The 14,920-nt window shown below is 61.6% G+C and carries 14 protein-coding genes; 6 read left to right on the top strand and 8 right to left on the bottom strand.

Annotated elements, in window-relative coordinates:
• Nucleotides 1-64: 64 nt before the first annotated feature.
• The 6 genes from AX768_RS19510 to AX768_RS19485 form a co-directional block, all read right to left on the bottom strand.
• On the bottom strand, nt 65-1,255 hold the full coding sequence (locus AX768_RS19510) for a CaiB/BaiF CoA transferase family protein (RefSeq protein ID WP_062001718.1): 1,191 nt from the start codon (nt 1,253-1,255) through the stop codon (nt 65-67).
• Nucleotides 1,252-2,436, bottom strand: coding sequence for an acyl-CoA dehydrogenase family protein (locus AX768_RS19505; protein ID WP_062001717.1), 1,185 nt, complete (start codon nt 2,434-2,436; stop codon nt 1,252-1,254). Before AX768_RS19505 ends, AX768_RS19510 begins: the two co-directional genes overlap by 4 nt.
• 44 nt (nt 2,437-2,480) lie before the next feature.
• On the bottom strand, nt 2,481-3,863 hold the full coding sequence (locus AX768_RS19500; RefSeq protein ID WP_062001716.1) for an MmgE/PrpD family protein: 1,383 nt from the start codon (nt 3,861-3,863) through the stop codon (nt 2,481-2,483).
• Nucleotides 3,860-5,206, bottom strand: coding sequence for an MFS transporter (locus AX768_RS19495; RefSeq protein ID WP_062001715.1), 1,347 nt, complete (start codon nt 5,204-5,206; stop codon nt 3,860-3,862). The genes AX768_RS19500 and AX768_RS19495 overlap by 4 nt, the downstream gene beginning before the upstream one ends.
• A 129-nt stretch (nt 5,207-5,335) precedes the next feature.
• On the bottom strand, nt 5,336-5,836 hold the full coding sequence (locus tag AX768_RS19490; RefSeq protein ID WP_062001714.1) for a MaoC family dehydratase: 501 nt from the start codon (nt 5,834-5,836) through the stop codon (nt 5,336-5,338).
• A 79-nt stretch (nt 5,837-5,915) separates the two neighbouring features.
• On the bottom strand, nt 5,916-6,899 hold the full coding sequence (locus tag AX768_RS19485; protein WP_082778942.1) for a LysR family transcriptional regulator: 984 nt from the start codon (nt 6,897-6,899) through the stop codon (nt 5,916-5,918).
• A 158-nt stretch (nt 6,900-7,057) separates the two neighbouring features.
• Between AX768_RS19485 and AX768_RS19480 the strand changes: the two genes are divergently transcribed.
• Complete coding sequence (locus tag AX768_RS19480) at nt 7,058-8,350, top strand: MFS transporter (protein ID WP_062001713.1); 1,293 nt, start codon at nt 7,058-7,060, stop codon at nt 8,348-8,350.
• Nucleotides 8,351-8,377: 27 nt separating this feature from the next.
• Nucleotides 8,378-9,907 (top strand): M81 family metallopeptidase, encoded by a 1,530-nt coding sequence (locus tag AX768_RS19475; protein WP_062001712.1) that lies wholly within the window; start codon nt 8,378-8,380, stop codon nt 9,905-9,907.
• 77 nt (nt 9,908-9,984) lie between these two features.
• On the opposite strand, the gene AX768_RS19470 is transcribed toward AX768_RS19475, so the two are convergent.
• Complete coding sequence (locus tag AX768_RS19470; RefSeq protein WP_062001711.1) at nt 9,985-10,842, bottom strand: LysR family transcriptional regulator; 858 nt, start codon at nt 10,840-10,842, stop codon at nt 9,985-9,987.
• Nucleotides 10,843-10,936: 94 nt separating this feature from the next.
• Between AX768_RS19470 and AX768_RS19465 the strand changes: the two genes are divergently transcribed.
• Together AX768_RS19465 and AX768_RS19460 are read left to right on the top strand one after the other, a co-directional pair.
• The gene (locus AX768_RS19465; RefSeq protein WP_062002345.1) at nt 10,937-11,533 is read left to right on the top strand and encodes a LysE family translocator; all 597 of its coding nucleotides are present in this window, start codon (nt 10,937-10,939) and stop codon (nt 11,531-11,533) included.
• A gap of 3 nt (nt 11,534-11,536) precedes the next feature.
• Nucleotides 11,537-11,920 carry a cupin domain-containing protein gene (locus AX768_RS19460; protein WP_062001710.1) on the top strand — a complete coding sequence of 128 codons (384 nt, stop codon included), beginning with the start codon at nt 11,537-11,539 and terminating at the stop codon, nt 11,918-11,920.
• 4 nt (nt 11,921-11,924) lie between these two features.
• Here AX768_RS19460 and AX768_RS32850 read toward each other — a convergent pair whose 3' ends face one another.
• The gene (locus AX768_RS32850; RefSeq protein WP_155524284.1) at nt 11,925-12,095 is read right to left on the bottom strand and encodes a hypothetical protein; all 171 of its coding nucleotides are present in this window, start codon (nt 12,093-12,095) and stop codon (nt 11,925-11,927) included.
• A 192-nt stretch (nt 12,096-12,287) separates the two neighbouring features.
• Here AX768_RS32850 and AX768_RS19455 point away from each other — a divergent pair, with 192 nt between their 5' ends.
• Together AX768_RS19455 and AX768_RS32075 are read left to right on the top strand one after the other, a co-directional pair.
• Nucleotides 12,288-14,456 carry a heavy metal translocating P-type ATPase gene (locus tag AX768_RS19455; RefSeq protein WP_231941409.1) on the top strand — a complete coding sequence of 723 codons (2,169 nt, stop codon included), beginning with the start codon at nt 12,288-12,290 and terminating at the stop codon, nt 14,454-14,456.
• A 41-nt stretch (nt 14,457-14,497) separates the two neighbouring features.
• On the top strand, nt 14,498-14,893 hold the full coding sequence (locus AX768_RS32075; protein WP_082778940.1) for a zinc ribbon domain-containing protein: 396 nt from the start codon (nt 14,498-14,500) through the stop codon (nt 14,891-14,893).
• Nucleotides 14,894-14,920: the final 27 nt, after the last annotated feature.

Here is a 14,920-nt window from a genome sequence, read left to right as displayed (position 1 = left end):
AAGGGTGAACGGATTAAACGGGGTGAATGCGCCCGTTCGGACCCGTCACGCAAGACTTCGGAGCTCATTGCACGACGGCCTTCTCGCGAAGCGAGGCGATCCGTTTAGCATCGTAACCGAGTTCCGCGAGCAGCCTGTCCGTATCCTGGCCCAGATCCGGGGCTGCGCGCAGTGGCAGCGCCTCATCCACGCGCACCGGCGCCGCCACGCCGCGGATCTTCCCGAAGCGCGGATGCTCGGCATTGACCACGCCCTCGCGCTCCGCCACGAAGGGATTGTCGAGCGCCTGCCTGACGTCGTAGACCGGCGCCGCGGGCACACGGCCCCCGAAACGCTTGAGCCACTCTTCGGTCTTTGCCGTGGAAAGCGCGGCATCGAGTTCCTTTTCAAGCAAGTCCCGGTTGAGCAGCCTCGCCTTGAAATTGTTGAAGCGTTCGTCCGTGACCCACGACGGTTTGTCGAGGACCTCGGCCAGCACACCCCAGAATTTCTCCTTGTTGCACATCAGGAAGATCCAGCCGTCCTGTGTCTTGTACAACTGGCTCGGCGTGAGCGAAGGATGCGCCGAGCGGCGATCGCGCCCCGTCACCACGTCGCCGTTCAGGTACCACGTGGCGACATAAGCGAGATTGTGCATGGCGACATCGAAGAGACTGACGTCCATGTCGCGGCCGATGCCGGAAGCGCGCGCCTGCACGATTCCGGCAAGCAGCGCCATGGCGGCGGTCGTGCCCGTCATCAAGTCGATGATAGACAGCCCGAAGCGCGCCGGCGGACTGTCAGGCTCGCCCGTGACCGACAGATACCCTGCTTCCGCTTGCATCAGGTAGTCGTAACCCGGCCACGACGCACGGCTTCCGGTGCGCCCATAAGCCGACAAGTGACCGCAGACGATCGCCGGATTCGACTCTTTCAGCTGGTCGTAAGTCAGCCCGAGCTTTGCGGGCAGATCGCCGCGCAGGTTGTTGAAGACCGCGTCGCTTTTCTTCACCAGGTCGAGAAGGACACCGCGTGCTTCCGGCTTCTTGAGATCGAGCGTCAGGCTGCACTTATTGCGGTTGAACGCCTCGAAAAAATGGCTGTCGCCTTCGCCGAAAAAATATGGACCGACCGCGCGCCCGACATCGCCGCCTTCGCGGAAATTCTCCACCTTGATGATTTCCGCGCCGAGATCGGCCAGATGCTGCGTCGCGAACGGACCCGCGCCGTACTGTTCGACCGCGACAATACGCACGCCTGAGAGCGGCAAAGTCATACCGGGTTCCTCGCAATAAGGTTCTTGGCGATGATGATTCGCTGCATCTCGTTGGTGCCTTCGCCAATGCACAAGAGCGGCGCATCGCGGTACAGGCGCTCGACGTTGAACTCCTTCGAGTAGCCATAGGCGCCATGAATTCGCATGGCCTCGATGCTGTTCTCAAGCGCGGCTTCAGTGGCGAAGTATTTCGCCATGCCGGCTTCCATGTCGCAGCGTTCGCCGCGGTCGTAAGCAACCGCCGCCGCTTCGGTCAAAAGACGCGCAGCCTGCAAGCGTGTCGCCATCTCGCCCAGCTTCAGCGCAATCGCCTGATGTTCGCAAATCGGCTTGCCGAAAGTCTTGCGCTGCTGCGAATAGGACACGGATTCATCGAGCGCTGCCTGCGCCAATCCCACGCCACGCGCGGCCACGTTGATGCGCCCCAGTTCCAGGCCGCCCAGAATCTGCTTGAGTCCCAGTCCTTCTACGCCGCCGATCACCTGCGACACCGGCACGCGGAAATCCGTGAAGGTCAGCTCGCACGTATCAATACCCTTGTACCCGAGCTTTTCGAGCTTGCGGCTCACTTCGAAGCCCGGACCCTTTTCGACGAGCAAGAGCGTCATGCCCTTGTGCCGCGGCTCCGCCTTCGGGTCGGTCTTCACGAGCAACGCCAGGACGTTCCCGTGCAGGCTGTTCGTGATCCAGGTCTTGTTGCCATTGACTACATACTCGTCGCCCTCGCGCCGCGCCACCGTGCGGATCGCCTGAAGGTCCGTGCCGCAATCCGGCTCCGTCAGCCCAATGCCGCCACGCAATTCGCCGGTCGCCATGCGCGGCAGGTAGGCACGCTTCTGTTCCTCGGTGCCGTTGCGCTGCACGGTCATCGCCATGATCAGATGCGAGTTGATGATGCCGCTCACCGACATCCAGACCGCCGAGATCCGGTCGACAATCTTCGCGTACGTCGATGTGGAAAGACCCAGTCCGCCGTATTCCTGACTGATCAGGCATCCGAACAATCCCATGTCCTTCATTTTCTCGACGATCTCGTGCGGGTACTCGTCGGCCGCTTCGAGTGCGTGGACATACGGCTTCACTTCCGTCTTGAGAAAACGGTCGAGCATGTCGAGGATCAGCACCTCGTTAGCCTTCGCCTCTTCTGCTGTTTCAATCGTTTCTACATCGATGGTAGCCATGAAAATCTCCTGCCCTGACGGGCCCTGAATGCATGCAGCAACAATTAGCCGGGACGGCGCAGCACGTCTGCGAGCGTGGATACGGAAGACCGTTCGAGATTTAGCACGGCGTCGCGCACCTGCGCGGCGCGCTCGCGCGAGACCACGCGCTGCGCGTTATCGAAGAACTTGGCGACGATGTCGTCGTTGGTCAGCGGCCGATCGGACGAGCCGCGATTGATCGCCTCGCGATGCGCAAGACGGCGGCCATCGCGTGTGAAGACAATCACTTCGCCGGTGTAATGGCGCGGGAACGTGGACTCGTGATCCACTTCGTAATTGACGCGTTGCGCCAGGGCCAGCACGGCTGGATCGGCGAGCGCCGCGTCGTCGAGGTCATCGAGCGTGAAGCGTCCCTTGAGCAAGCCTGTCGCCACGATGTACGGAATGCTGAACTGCGCGTCGTAGCTGTTCGCCGGACGCTTCTTGTTCGCGACCGGCTCGCAGATCACGTTCACGGTCGCACCCGGCACGCGCACGACGACGTTTTCGATTTCATCGATGCTGAGGCCGTGCTGCTTGTGCAATTCGACCGCGGCATCGGACGATGCATGGGTGAAATGGCATGCGGGAATCGGCTTGAGCGCAACATGGTCGATCTCCCATTGCTCGCCGAGCCCGTTCGTCGCAATGGAAAGATCCGGCGTGGCATCGTCATTCAGGTGCAGCGAATAAAGCCCATAGCGGCCTTCATAAGGCGCACCGGGGCCCACGAATCCATGCTTTGCAAGCGACGCCGCAACCGTGCCGCTGACCGCGGCCCAGCCCGGATGCAGACGCTTGGTCCACGCGCCGTCCTGCAGGAATTCCAGGCTGCCCGACGCCATGGACAGCGCAATGCCCTGCGCATGCGTCGCGCGGGCTTCGTCGAGACCGAGGAGACGTGCGGCCGCCAGCGTGCAGCCGAACGCGCCGGCCAGTCCCGTGGGATGAAAACCCGTCTTGTGGAAACCACCTTGCGCAACGGCGCCCACCCGGGTCGATACTTCCATCGCACAAAGATAGGCGGCGAGCAGATCGGCGCCGCTTGCGTTCTCGCGCTCGCCAAGCCCGAACACGCAGGGCAAGGCGCTCGCGGTCGAATGAATGACGCCCCGTGCGTGGGTATCGTCGAAATCGAGGCCGTGGATCAGAAGGCCGTTGAAAAGCATTGCGTCGCGCATCGCAAGCCGCTCCGAATGCGCGAACACCGACGCGTGGCCGCTATCGAGTTCCTGCATGGCGGCAAGCGTCGCACGCGAATAGTTGAACATGGTCGTGGCAAATGCGAGACCGATGCTGTCGAGTATCAAATGCTTGGCGCGTTCGCGGACGGCCTGTGGCACATCGTCGAGCCGCAGGTTCGTCGTGAAGCGGGCAAGCGCTGCGGAGATGGAAGTTGAGCTCACCGTGCAATTCCTCCTTGCTTGAAATCCAGTTGGGTATCGAGCGCATCTTCGTCGGGCGATGCCGCTTCGAGCGAATACTGGTTTGCATCGACACCCAGTGAAATGACCGCCACGATCAGCAGCACCAGCACGCCCGAGACCATGCCGAGCACCCCGAATAACCCGAACTGCTGATACAGCAGCACGGCGGCATACGACGTGGTCATGGACGCAAGCCGGCCGCATACGCCCGCGGCACCCGTTCCCCGCAAGCGCAAGGCAGTCGGGAACAACTCGGGCACGTAGCCGAAAAGGCCCAGCGTGACGATGGCGAAGATGCAACTCACCAGGACGAAGCCAACGCACGCAATCGCCACGTTCGCAACCATCTGCGGATAGATGAAACCGAGCACGATGGTCATCGCCGAGAAAAACACGAGACCCTTGGCGCGGCCCAGCCGGTCGGCGCTGAGAAAGCCGAGCACCGCGCCAAACGGCGCGCCGAACGACATCAGCGTGGTGAAGCCCAGCGATGTCACGACGTCCCGGCCTTCCCTTACGAAGAAGGTCGGCAGCCACGCAACAAAGCCGTACACCGCGACATTCACCGCGACCGCGGTAAGCGCCGCCGTCAGCGTGCGGCCGATCATGCCGCGCCGGAACAGTGCGCTGAACGGCAGTTGCGGGACTTCGAGATTCTGCGTGCGCGCGCATTCGGGCAACGGCCCGCGCTGCTTCGCCACCTCCGCTTCGATTGCGCTGACAGTACGCTCCGCTTCTTCAAGGCGGCCGACCGATTCGAGCCAGCGCGGCGACTCCGGCATGCTGTGGCGCAAGGCCCAGACGATCATCGCGCCGATCCCCGCAATGCCGAACATCCAGCGCCATCCGAACATCGGAATCACGACATAGCCCACACTCGTGGCGATCACGAGCCCGGAGTTGACGATCAATCCGAGCAACGAGATCCATCGTCCGCGATACGCCGGCGGAATGAATTCGCACAGCGTGCCGGCCGCAACCACGAGTTCCGCACCGAGCCCGATGCCCATCAGGAAACGGCAGCCGATCAGCCAGTAGATGCTCGGCGCGAACGCGGCGGCAATCGACATGACGCCGAACAGCGCGAGGTTGAACTGGTAAGAAGAGCGGCGTCCGAACCGGTCGCCGAGATAACCGGACAAGCCCGCACCGATCACCATCCCGAAAAATCCCGCCGATACAAACAGCGCATTCAACTGAAGCGTCGAGAAGCCCTGCTTCATCATCGCCGCGGCAACGCCGCCGGCAAGATACACATCGAATGCATCGAGGCACGCTCCCGCGCTGATGAGGCCGAGGATCTTCCAGTGGAAGCGCGCCATCGGCAATCTGTCCAGGCGCGCACCTGAGCTTACGAGTTGATTCACAGTCGTCTCCTTACTGTGAGAGTGAGTTGAAACGCCGTTCGTTCTTGGGCCGAATCGACATCTCCTGCGGGTTGAAACGGTGTTCTAATCCCCCGTGCCGTGACCGCGTTTCGCGATCAGCGCGGTGCGCACGAAGTCCATGACCGCGGTGCCGTCCTGCTTGAATGCACGCGTGTGAACCGTGACGATGCCTTGCGTGGGACGGGATTTCGATTCACGCTTTTCCAGCACTTCCGACTCGGCATACAGCGTATCGCCGCAAAACACCGGACCTGTCAGCTTGATCTCTTTCCAGCCGAGGTTGGCGATGGCTTTTCCGCTGACATCGTTGACGGACATGCCGAGCACGATCGCAACCGTCAGGCCGCTATTCACCAGCAACTGGCCAAATTCGCTTTTAGCCGCGTGAGCGGCGTCGCAGTGCATCGGATGAAAGTTCATCGTCAGCAAAGAGAAATGGATGTTGTCGGCCTCGGTGATCGTGCGGCCCGGACGATGTTCGTAGATATCTCCGACCGTGAATTCCTCGAAATACCGGCCATAGCTTGCGCGATACCGCTGCTTTCCCACTTCTTCGGCTTGCATGCTCGATGCTCCCGTCTCAATTGTTAGTTTGTACGGACAAAGTATCGGCTTGAAGTCGGGCAGCGTCAATCGAGGGTATTCACCGACGACGTTCCTTGCTTATGACCACAGCGCGGCGGCGTGGCCCGGTGGCTGGCGGTGCGGGCTCAGGCGGCGTTTGAAAGACAGTCATCCGTTCCAGGATCCACTTCAGCAACTCTTTGGCGGCTGCGGCGAGCGGCCGCCCTGATTTCACCAGCACCCGCGCCTTCGCTGCCTCGAAGACCGGATGCCTGATTGGCAGCGCCACCAGTTCGCCCGCGGCAATTTCCCGATACACCGAGAACGCGCCAATCAACGTCGCGCCCTCGCCGCGCTTCACGAAGTGACGTAACACCGCCAGCGAATTCGTCGTGAGTGTCGGGCGAATTCGCAGATTCTCTGCATACGCAAGCAGTTCGACCACTTGACCGAGACCGAAGGCCGGCGGCATCAGGGCGAGTGGACACTGCAGCATCTCATCGACAGTCACGGGACCGCCGCGCTGTGCGAGCGGATGCTGTGCATGGACGAGCAGCACGACGGGTTGCGACGCAGTTGCCCGGTATTCGATCTCCGCATGCGCGGGCGGGTTATAAGCGAGGCCGATGTGCGCGCGACTCTCCGCCACCTCGACCTGCACGTTGTTGACCGGCAAGATGTCGACGGCCACATCCAGGTTCGGGTATTGAATGCAGAAGTCCGTGAGCACCTGCTCCATCAATCCGTCTATGTACCCCTCGCTGATCGCGAGCCTGATCTGCCCGCGCTGCAGGCCACGCAGTTCCTGGAGATGGTCTTCGAGTTGTTCCTGCTGCGACTGGCAGCCGCGCCAGTATTCAAGCAGATGCGACGCTGCGTCGGTCGGCTGAACCCCTCGGGCCTGACGCTCGAAGAGCACCGCGCCGATCTCTTCCTCGAGCAACCGGATCTGCCGCGTGATGACAGACGGGGCCGTGTTTAGACTGTCGGCTGCCGCACGGATCGAGCCACAGGTAAGCACCTCGTAGAAATAGCGCAACCGCCGTTGATTCAGTTCTCGCATTCGCTCCTCGTCGATCAGATGCCCGGTGTCGGTTCGGTGTTGCCCGCAAGGCAACGATAGCCAACTTCGGTTGCTCTTGCTCGCCTAATTTTGGATGCCGACGATTGGTTTTGCAACGTTTTCGCGCCGTGCGCGCCCCATGTCTTCCGGAGACTGCCTTGTCCGCCATCCCTTCCACGCTGACCGACGACCGGCATGCCGCCTTGTATCGCAAACTGAACTGGCGACTACTTCCGTTCCTGCTGCTCTGCTATACCTTCGCGTATCTGGATCGGGTCAACATTGGCTTTGCCAAACTGCAGATGCAGATCGATCTCGGTATCTCCGATGCAGTCTATGGACTCGGCGCAGGAATCTTCTTCCTCGGCTACGTGCTGTTCGAAGTGCCGAGCAACCTGCTGTTGCCGAAGATCGGCGCGCGCAAGACCATCAGCCGGATCATGGTGCTATGGGGGCTGACATCGGCGGCCATGCTGTTCGTGCGCAACGAGCCGATGTTCTATGCAATGCGTTTCCTGCTCGGCGTCTTCGAAGCGGGCTTCGCACCCGGCATGATCTTCTACCTGACCTACTGGTACAGCCGCGCACGCATGGCGCAGGTGATGGCGATCGTGATGCTCGCCGGCCCCTTGGGCGGCATGTTCGGCGGCCCGCTTTCCACCTGGATCATGACGTCGTTTTCCGGCGCGCACGGTCTCGACGGCTGGCAGTGGATGTTCCTCGTCGAAGGCTTGCCCTGCGTGATCTTCGGCATTCTCGCGCTGTTCGTCCTCGACGATCGCCCCGCCGATGCCCGCTGGCTGAACGACGCAGAGAAGCGTCTGCTTGCATCGGAAGTCGAATCGTCGAGCACTCATCATTCGTTCGCGCAGGTTGCGAAGGACCCGCGTGTCTATCTGATGGCCGTGCCGTACTTCTGCTTCATCTGCGGGATCTACGCGGTCAGCTTCTGGTTGCCGACGATCCTTAAAGCCGATGGCGTCACCGACACCATGCAGATCGGCCTGTATTCCGCGATTCCGTACATTGCATCGGCGATTGCGATGACGGTTGTCGGACGCAGTTCCGATCGCCGCGGCGAGCGCCGTTATCACAGCGCCATTCCTGCGCTGATCGGTGCCGTGACGCTTGCGATCGCCACGTTCTACGGCGGCCAACTCGCGATTTCGCTCATCTGCATCACCATCGCCACCGCAATGATGTGGGTTGCCTACACGGTGTTCTGGGCGATGCCGCCGGACTACCTCAAGGGCGATGGGGCCTCGGGCGGTATCGCCCTCATCAACACGATCGGCCTCACTGGCGGCTTTCTCAGTCCCACGATCATCGGCTGGGCGCGCACCGCGACGGGCAGTCTCCAGGCCGGTCTGTACGTGATGGCCGGCTTGCTCGCGTTCGGTGCGCTCGTGTTGATCATGATGCGCCCGGCGGCCGCGCCGGCATCGCGCTGACGCCTACTTTCTTCGAGAGGTCTTATCTTGTCTCATCAAGCACGCACCATCCTGTTCGCAGGCTTCCAGCACGAAACCAATACCTTCGCTCCATCGAAAGCGGCTTACGAAAACTTCGAGCGCGGCGAGGGATTCCCTCTGATGTCGCGCGGTGCAGACGTCCTCGGGCTGCGCGACGTCAACATTCCCGCAGGCGGTTTCATCCGCGCGGCCGAAGCGGCCGGCCATACGCTCGTGCCGGTGATCTGGGCGGGCGCGAGTCCCTCGGCGCATGTGACCGTCGACGCATTCGAGCGGATCAGCGGCGAGATCGTCGAAGCGGCCCGCACACGCAAGTTCGACGCGGTGTATCTCGACCTGCATGGTGCGATGGTGGCCGAGCATGTCGATGATGGCGAAGGCGAACTGCTCGAGCGGGTCCGCACTGTGATCGACAAGGTGGCTGGCAAGCACGTACCGATCGTGGCGTCGCTCGATCTGCATGCAAACGTGACTGAGCGCATGTTGCGCTCGGCCGATGCACTCGTTGCGTATCGGACATATCCGCATGTGGACATGGCCGATACCGGCGCGCGCGCCGCCGCGCTGCTCGAGCGGCTGATGGCCGGCGAGACCCTGCACCGCGCATCGCGGCGCCTTCCCTTCCTGATTCCGATCAACGGCATGTGCACGTTGCTCGAACCATCGCGCGGCATGTACGAGCATGTCGGTGCATTGGAAACCGGCGAGGTCGTGTCCGTGTCGTTTGCGCCGGGTTTTCCGGCGGCCGACTTTTTCGAATGCGGGCCTGTCATCTGGGCTTATGGTCATACGAAGCACGCAGCGCAAGCGGCTGTCGATGCACTCTTTAACCGCATGATCGATCAGGAAGCCGCATGGCGTGTGCCGTTCTTGTCGCCCGATGAAGCCGTACAGGAAGCAATGCATCTGGCCACCGGGGCGAGCCGTCCGGTCGTTATCGCCGATACCCAGGACAATCCCGGCGCCGGTGGCGACGCCAACACCATGGAGATGCTGCACGCGCTCGTGCGGCATCGCGCGCAAGGCGCAGCGTTCGGCCTCATCTGCGATCCCGAAGCGGCGGCAGCGGCGCATCGGGCCGGCGTGGGCGCGCGACTCGATCTGTCGCTCGGAGGCCGGTCGGGCGTACCGGGCGATACACCGTTCAACGGCAACTTCGAAGTGATGTTCCTCTCCGATGGACGTTGCCGCTACGATGGTCCAATGATGAACGGCATGCTAGCCGAACTCGGTCCCGTTGCGTGCCTGCGAGTCGACGATGTGCTGGTCGCCGTGAGTTCGTCCAAGGCGCAGATGCTCGATCGCAATCTGTACCGGGTGGCCGGCATCGAGCCGGAATCCATGAAGGTGCTTGTCAACAAGAGTTCGGTGCATTTTCGTGCCGATTTCGAACCCATCGCCCATGCGGTGCTTGTCGCGAAGGCGCCCGGACCCATGACCGCCGATCCCGCCGATCTGCCGTGGAAGCGTCTGGCGAGTGGCATGCGCACGAGCCCTTGCGGCCCCGTGTTCGTGCCGGAGACGGTTGATGAATAAAGCCGGCAGGCGGTGCAGGCCTTGTCCAAAGGCCTGCGGCAGGCGCTAAGGCCCCGGAGCGGGAACTGCCTCCCCTGTCACGAAACCCGCACCAACCGTTCGCGCACATATCGGGCGAACTCCTGCGCGATGAAGGGCGCGACCGATGGCAAGCGCAGACTGATCGCAAAGTTTGGCAAGGCCGGGAGATCATCCTCGCCCCGCAGGATTGCGAGGTCGCCGGGAATCGTCGATGCAAGCCATGCGGTGACCGCCATGTCGCTGCGCACGGTGGCGGTCGTCGCTTCGATGTTGCCGCTCTCGAACACGGTGCGCCATTCGATGCTCCGTTCCCGCAGCGCTCCAAGCACGACGGGCCTGAAGCAACACGAATCGGCGACCATCGATATAGGCAGCGGCCGCCTGAGATGCGCATTCCCGCCGCGCGCGCCGACCCAAACGAGTTGCTCGATGCGCAGGCATTCGCCGCTCGCCGCGTCGGCAGTCTCCTCTACCACGGCGAGGTCGAGCGAGCCGGCGCCGATCGCATCGATCAGTTCCGGTGACGTTGCGCACATGAGCGAAACCTCGACGTTCGGATAAGCCTCGCTGAACGCCTTGAACACCGGCGGGAAATGGGTCCCGACCAGATCGTACGGCACGCCGACCTTCAGCTTGCCTTCGAGCGGGCGGGCCGTCATGTCGTTCCAGATCTCGTCGTTCATGCCAAGCAGCAGCTTTGCCTTGCCGAGGAAACGCTCGCCGACGGGCGACAGTTCGAGCCGCCGGCCGTCGCGCTCGAACAGGAGGCAATCGAAAGTTTCCTCAAGCCGCTTGATTTGCTGACTGACTGCGCCCTGCGTCAGGTGGAGTGCATTAGCTGCAATGGTCATACTGCCGGTGTTGGCCACCGCCACGAATGTGCGGACGAGCGTAATGTCGAGATTTCGGTTCATGGGTGCATTATGTCTCGTAATGGACGCCATCATGATTCGTCGTTTCACTAATAGACAGCAAGTGCTTACACTCCGGTCTCCTGCAAGGATGGCCATGTCTGCCCACTCGATCGCCCCACTCGCGTTGTTTGTCACGATTGCCACGCTATCGCCCGGCGGCGCAACGACGCTCGCGACCGCATCGGGCGCGCGCTTCGGATTCATCCAGTCAACGCCGCTTTTGGCCGGTATTGCAGTCGGGCTCGGTACGCTTGCTGCTGCCGCCGCAGCGGGTCTGGCGGGCATCCTGCTCGCCGCGCCCTCGTTACAGACCGGCATGAAAGTCATCGGCTCGGCTTACCTGCTGTGGCTGGCCGTGAAAATTGCGCGCAGCGGGCCGCCGGCGGCGGGCAAAGGCAACGCGGTGCCCGCCACGTTTATCGGCGGTGCCTGTTTGCTGTGGCTCAACCCGAAAGGCTGGGCCATGGCGCTTGGCGCGGCGGCGTCCTTCGCCATGTTGTCGGACGGTCCGCTGCACCTCGCGGCGCTGCTTGGAGGCGCCTTCGCGTTGGCCGCGTGCGTGTCCTTGTCTATCTGGTGCGCCGCCGGCGTGATGTTTGCACGCTTGTTGAAGACGCCGCGACAATGGCGGCTTCTGAACGGGTCGATGGCCCTTTTGCTAGCGGTATCGATCATTCCAATGTGGAGATGAAAAATGAACACGATGTTGTTTGCCGAATCCTTCGACCTGATGTCCGCCTTCGACGCAATTCAGGACTTCTGGTCGCCGAAAGTCGTGGCCCAGGTCAACGATCAATACGTCAAGGTGGCGAAAGTGCGCGGCGAACTTGCATGGCATAGCCACGAGGGCGAGGACGAGTTGTTTTATATCGTGCGTGGCAACCTGCGCATGGAGTACGAGGACGGGCGTGTGGTGCCGCTGGCGCAAGGCAGCATGCATGTCGTGCCGCGTGGCGTGCTGCACAACCCGGTGGCGCAAGAGGAGTGCTGGATCGTCTTGATCGAGCCGGTCACGACGTTGCATACGGGTAACGTGGATACGCCGCTTACAAAGACGCTCGCTCAGCAGCTTTCCTGATCGATCACGGTCGCCACGCCTGGCGCGTGGCCGTCGCCGTTGCCGTCGCCGTCGCCGTCAAATCCATTGCTTTTGATTCGATGCTTTGGCGTGGCAGATGCGCTACCGCTTGAAGTCGAATCAACGGCGCATGATCATCTCTTCCCACTACACGAATCAATCCGGTAAGTTCCATTGATTCGCTTTCCTTATTTTTCCGTAGCGCAATGCTTTGAAAACCTCCGCGCGCTTGGCCAAGATCGACTTTCCTATGCACCGGGCTGCTTTTACGATCGCACCAAATATCACACTTATCGCCAAGATTGACTTGACCTTATAGGGGCTGCAGGGTGTCTACTGGATGCACGATTCCAGCAAGGAAGTCACCATGTCCGATACAAGTTTCAAGCCCGATCGCCCAACGCAGAAGCTCGACAGTCCGCAGCAAGCCGGCAAGAACGTTCGTACTCCGATCCGTATCAAGCAGATGGATTGTCCGACTGAAGAAGCATTGATTCGAAAGAAGCTCGGAACAATGAAATCCGTCGAAGGCATGGAGTTCAATCTCATTCAGCGCGTCATCACGGTCGAACATGCCCCGGACGCACTCGAGTCCATTGCGGACGCGATCCGGTCGCTTGGATTCATTCCTGAATTGCCGAACTCGACTGGCCGGCTCGACACCGCGGTGGCCGCAACCAGCAAACCATGGTGGCCTCTCGCGCTGGCCGGGGTTGCTGCCATCGGCTCAGAAGCGGTGGGCTGGCTGGGGGCGTCGATGTGGTTATCCGCGGCCCTGGCAATTCTTGCTGTCGTTGCCTGCGGGTTGACCACGTATAAAAAGGGCTGGGTCGCCCTCTCCAACGGCAACCTGAACATCAACGCGCTGATGAGCATCGCCGTCACCGGCGCGCTCGTGCTCAGACAATGGCCCGAGGCCGCGATGGTGATGGTGCTCTTCACCATTGCCGAACTCATCGAGGCGAAAGCGCTCGATCGCGCGCGCAACGCCATACAGGGTTTGATGCAACTCACGCCGGCCAAAGCGACGGTGCGCCAGCCGGACGGCACCTGGGAGGACGTCGATGCCAAGGCGGTCGTCATAGGCGCGATCGTTCGGATCAAGCCCGGCGAACGTATTGGTCTGGATGGCACGGTTGTATCCGGACGGTCAACCGTCAATCAAGCCCCGATCACCGGCGAAAGCTTGCCTGTCGACAAGACCGAGGGTGACTCCGTATTTGCGGGGACCATCAACGAAGCGGGCTCGTTCGAGTTCCGGGTCACGGCGATCGCCGGCAATACGACCCTTGCGCGAATCATCCATGCAGTGGAAGAGGCCCAGGGTGCGAAAGCGCCGACCCAACGCTTTGTCGATCAATTCGCGCGCGTCTATACGCCCATTGTGTTTGCGGTCGCCCTCGCCATAGCAATCGTGCCACCGCTTATTTCCGGCGGTAGCTGGCAAGACTGGATTTACAAGGCGCTTGTATTACTCGTGATCGCGTGTCCGTGCGCGCTCGTCATCTCGACCCCCGTTACGATCGTGAGCGGCCTCGCCGCAGCGGCACGCAAGGGCATTCTGGTCAAGGGCGGCGTTTATCTCGAAGAAGGCAGGAAACTGACGTGGCTCGCACTCGACAAAACAGGAACCATCACCCACGGCAAGCCCGTCCAGACCGACGTTCAATTGATCGATGACCAAGCCGATCTCGAACAATGCCGGCGAATTGCATCCAGTCTCGCCGGCCGGTCCGATCACCCGGTCTCGCTGTCGATCGCCAAGGCAGCAGGTATTGCCGGGTTCATTCGCATGCCGGTCGACAGTTTCGAGGCGATTCCCGGACGCGGAGTGCGTGGGGTGGTGGCGGGAAGAACTTATACGCTTGGCAATCACCGGCTCGTTGAAGAGCTCGGACTATGCTCGCTTTCACTCGAGGCAACCCTGGGGTCGCTGGAACGACACGGCAAGACTGTCGTCATGTTGAGCAGTCCGACCCATGTGCTCATTCTGTTCGCAGTCGCCGATACGGTGAAAGAAAGCAGCCGGGAAGCGGTCGAAGACCTGCACGCGCTCGGCATCCGCACCGCCATGCTGACGGGCGACAACCCGTACACCGCGAACACGATCGCACAGCAGGTCGGAATCGATGAAGCGCGCGGGAATCAGTTGCCGGAAGACAAGCTCAAGGCGATTGTCGATCTGTCCGCGGACGGGTCGGTGGTCGGGATGGTCGGCGACGGCATCAATGACGCGCCTGCTCTTGCGCGCGCCGACATCGGCTTCGCGATGGGCGCCATGGGAACCGACACGGCGATCGAAACGGCCGACGTCGCGCTCATGGATGACGACCTTCGCAAGATCCCTGCCTTCGTGCGTTTGTCGAAAGCGACTCATAGCATCCTTGTGCAGAACATCACGCTCGCGCTCGGCGTCAAAGCGGTGTTTCTCACACTGACGCTGATGGGATTGGGAACGATGTGGATGGCGGTGTTTGCTGATGTCGGTGCAAGCCTGCTGGTAGTCAGCAACGGTTTGCGCCTGCTGCGCAAATGACTCACGGGCAATTTTCTGCACGCGAGATGTAACAACTGAGAATGGAGCACGATATGGGACTTCTGGACAAGCTTTTGGGCGGCTACCGCGCCGGTCACGGCGGGGGCGGTCATGGTGGAGGGCACGGCCGCAATCGCGACGGCCACTACGACTCTGGTCAAGGATGGGGAAGAGATGGAGGGAACCGTCCGGAGCATCGTGACGCCCCTCGGGCTCCGGCCGACAGCGTTCGGAACAATCCCGACCCAGGTCAAGGATGGGGCCGGGACACAGCGCCAAGCGTAACGTGCCCCAAATGCAGCGCCGCTAATCTGGCGAATGCGAAGTTCTGTTCGCAATGCGGAGCGTCAATGGCACCTTCTGCCTGCTCCAAGTGCGGCGTTGCACTGCCTCCCGGCGCGAAGTTTTGTAGTGGGTGTGGAGAGCAAGCCGCCTGAGACCCGATGAATCCAATTCCGGTGCCT

The sequence above is a fragment of the Burkholderia sp. PAMC 28687 genome (genome assembly GCF_001577465.1).
GTDB lineage: Bacteria > Pseudomonadota > Gammaproteobacteria > Burkholderiales > Burkholderiaceae > Caballeronia.
The sequence above is the reverse complement of the archived record's forward strand: the minus strand, read 5'-3'. Positions and strand labels throughout refer to the sequence as shown.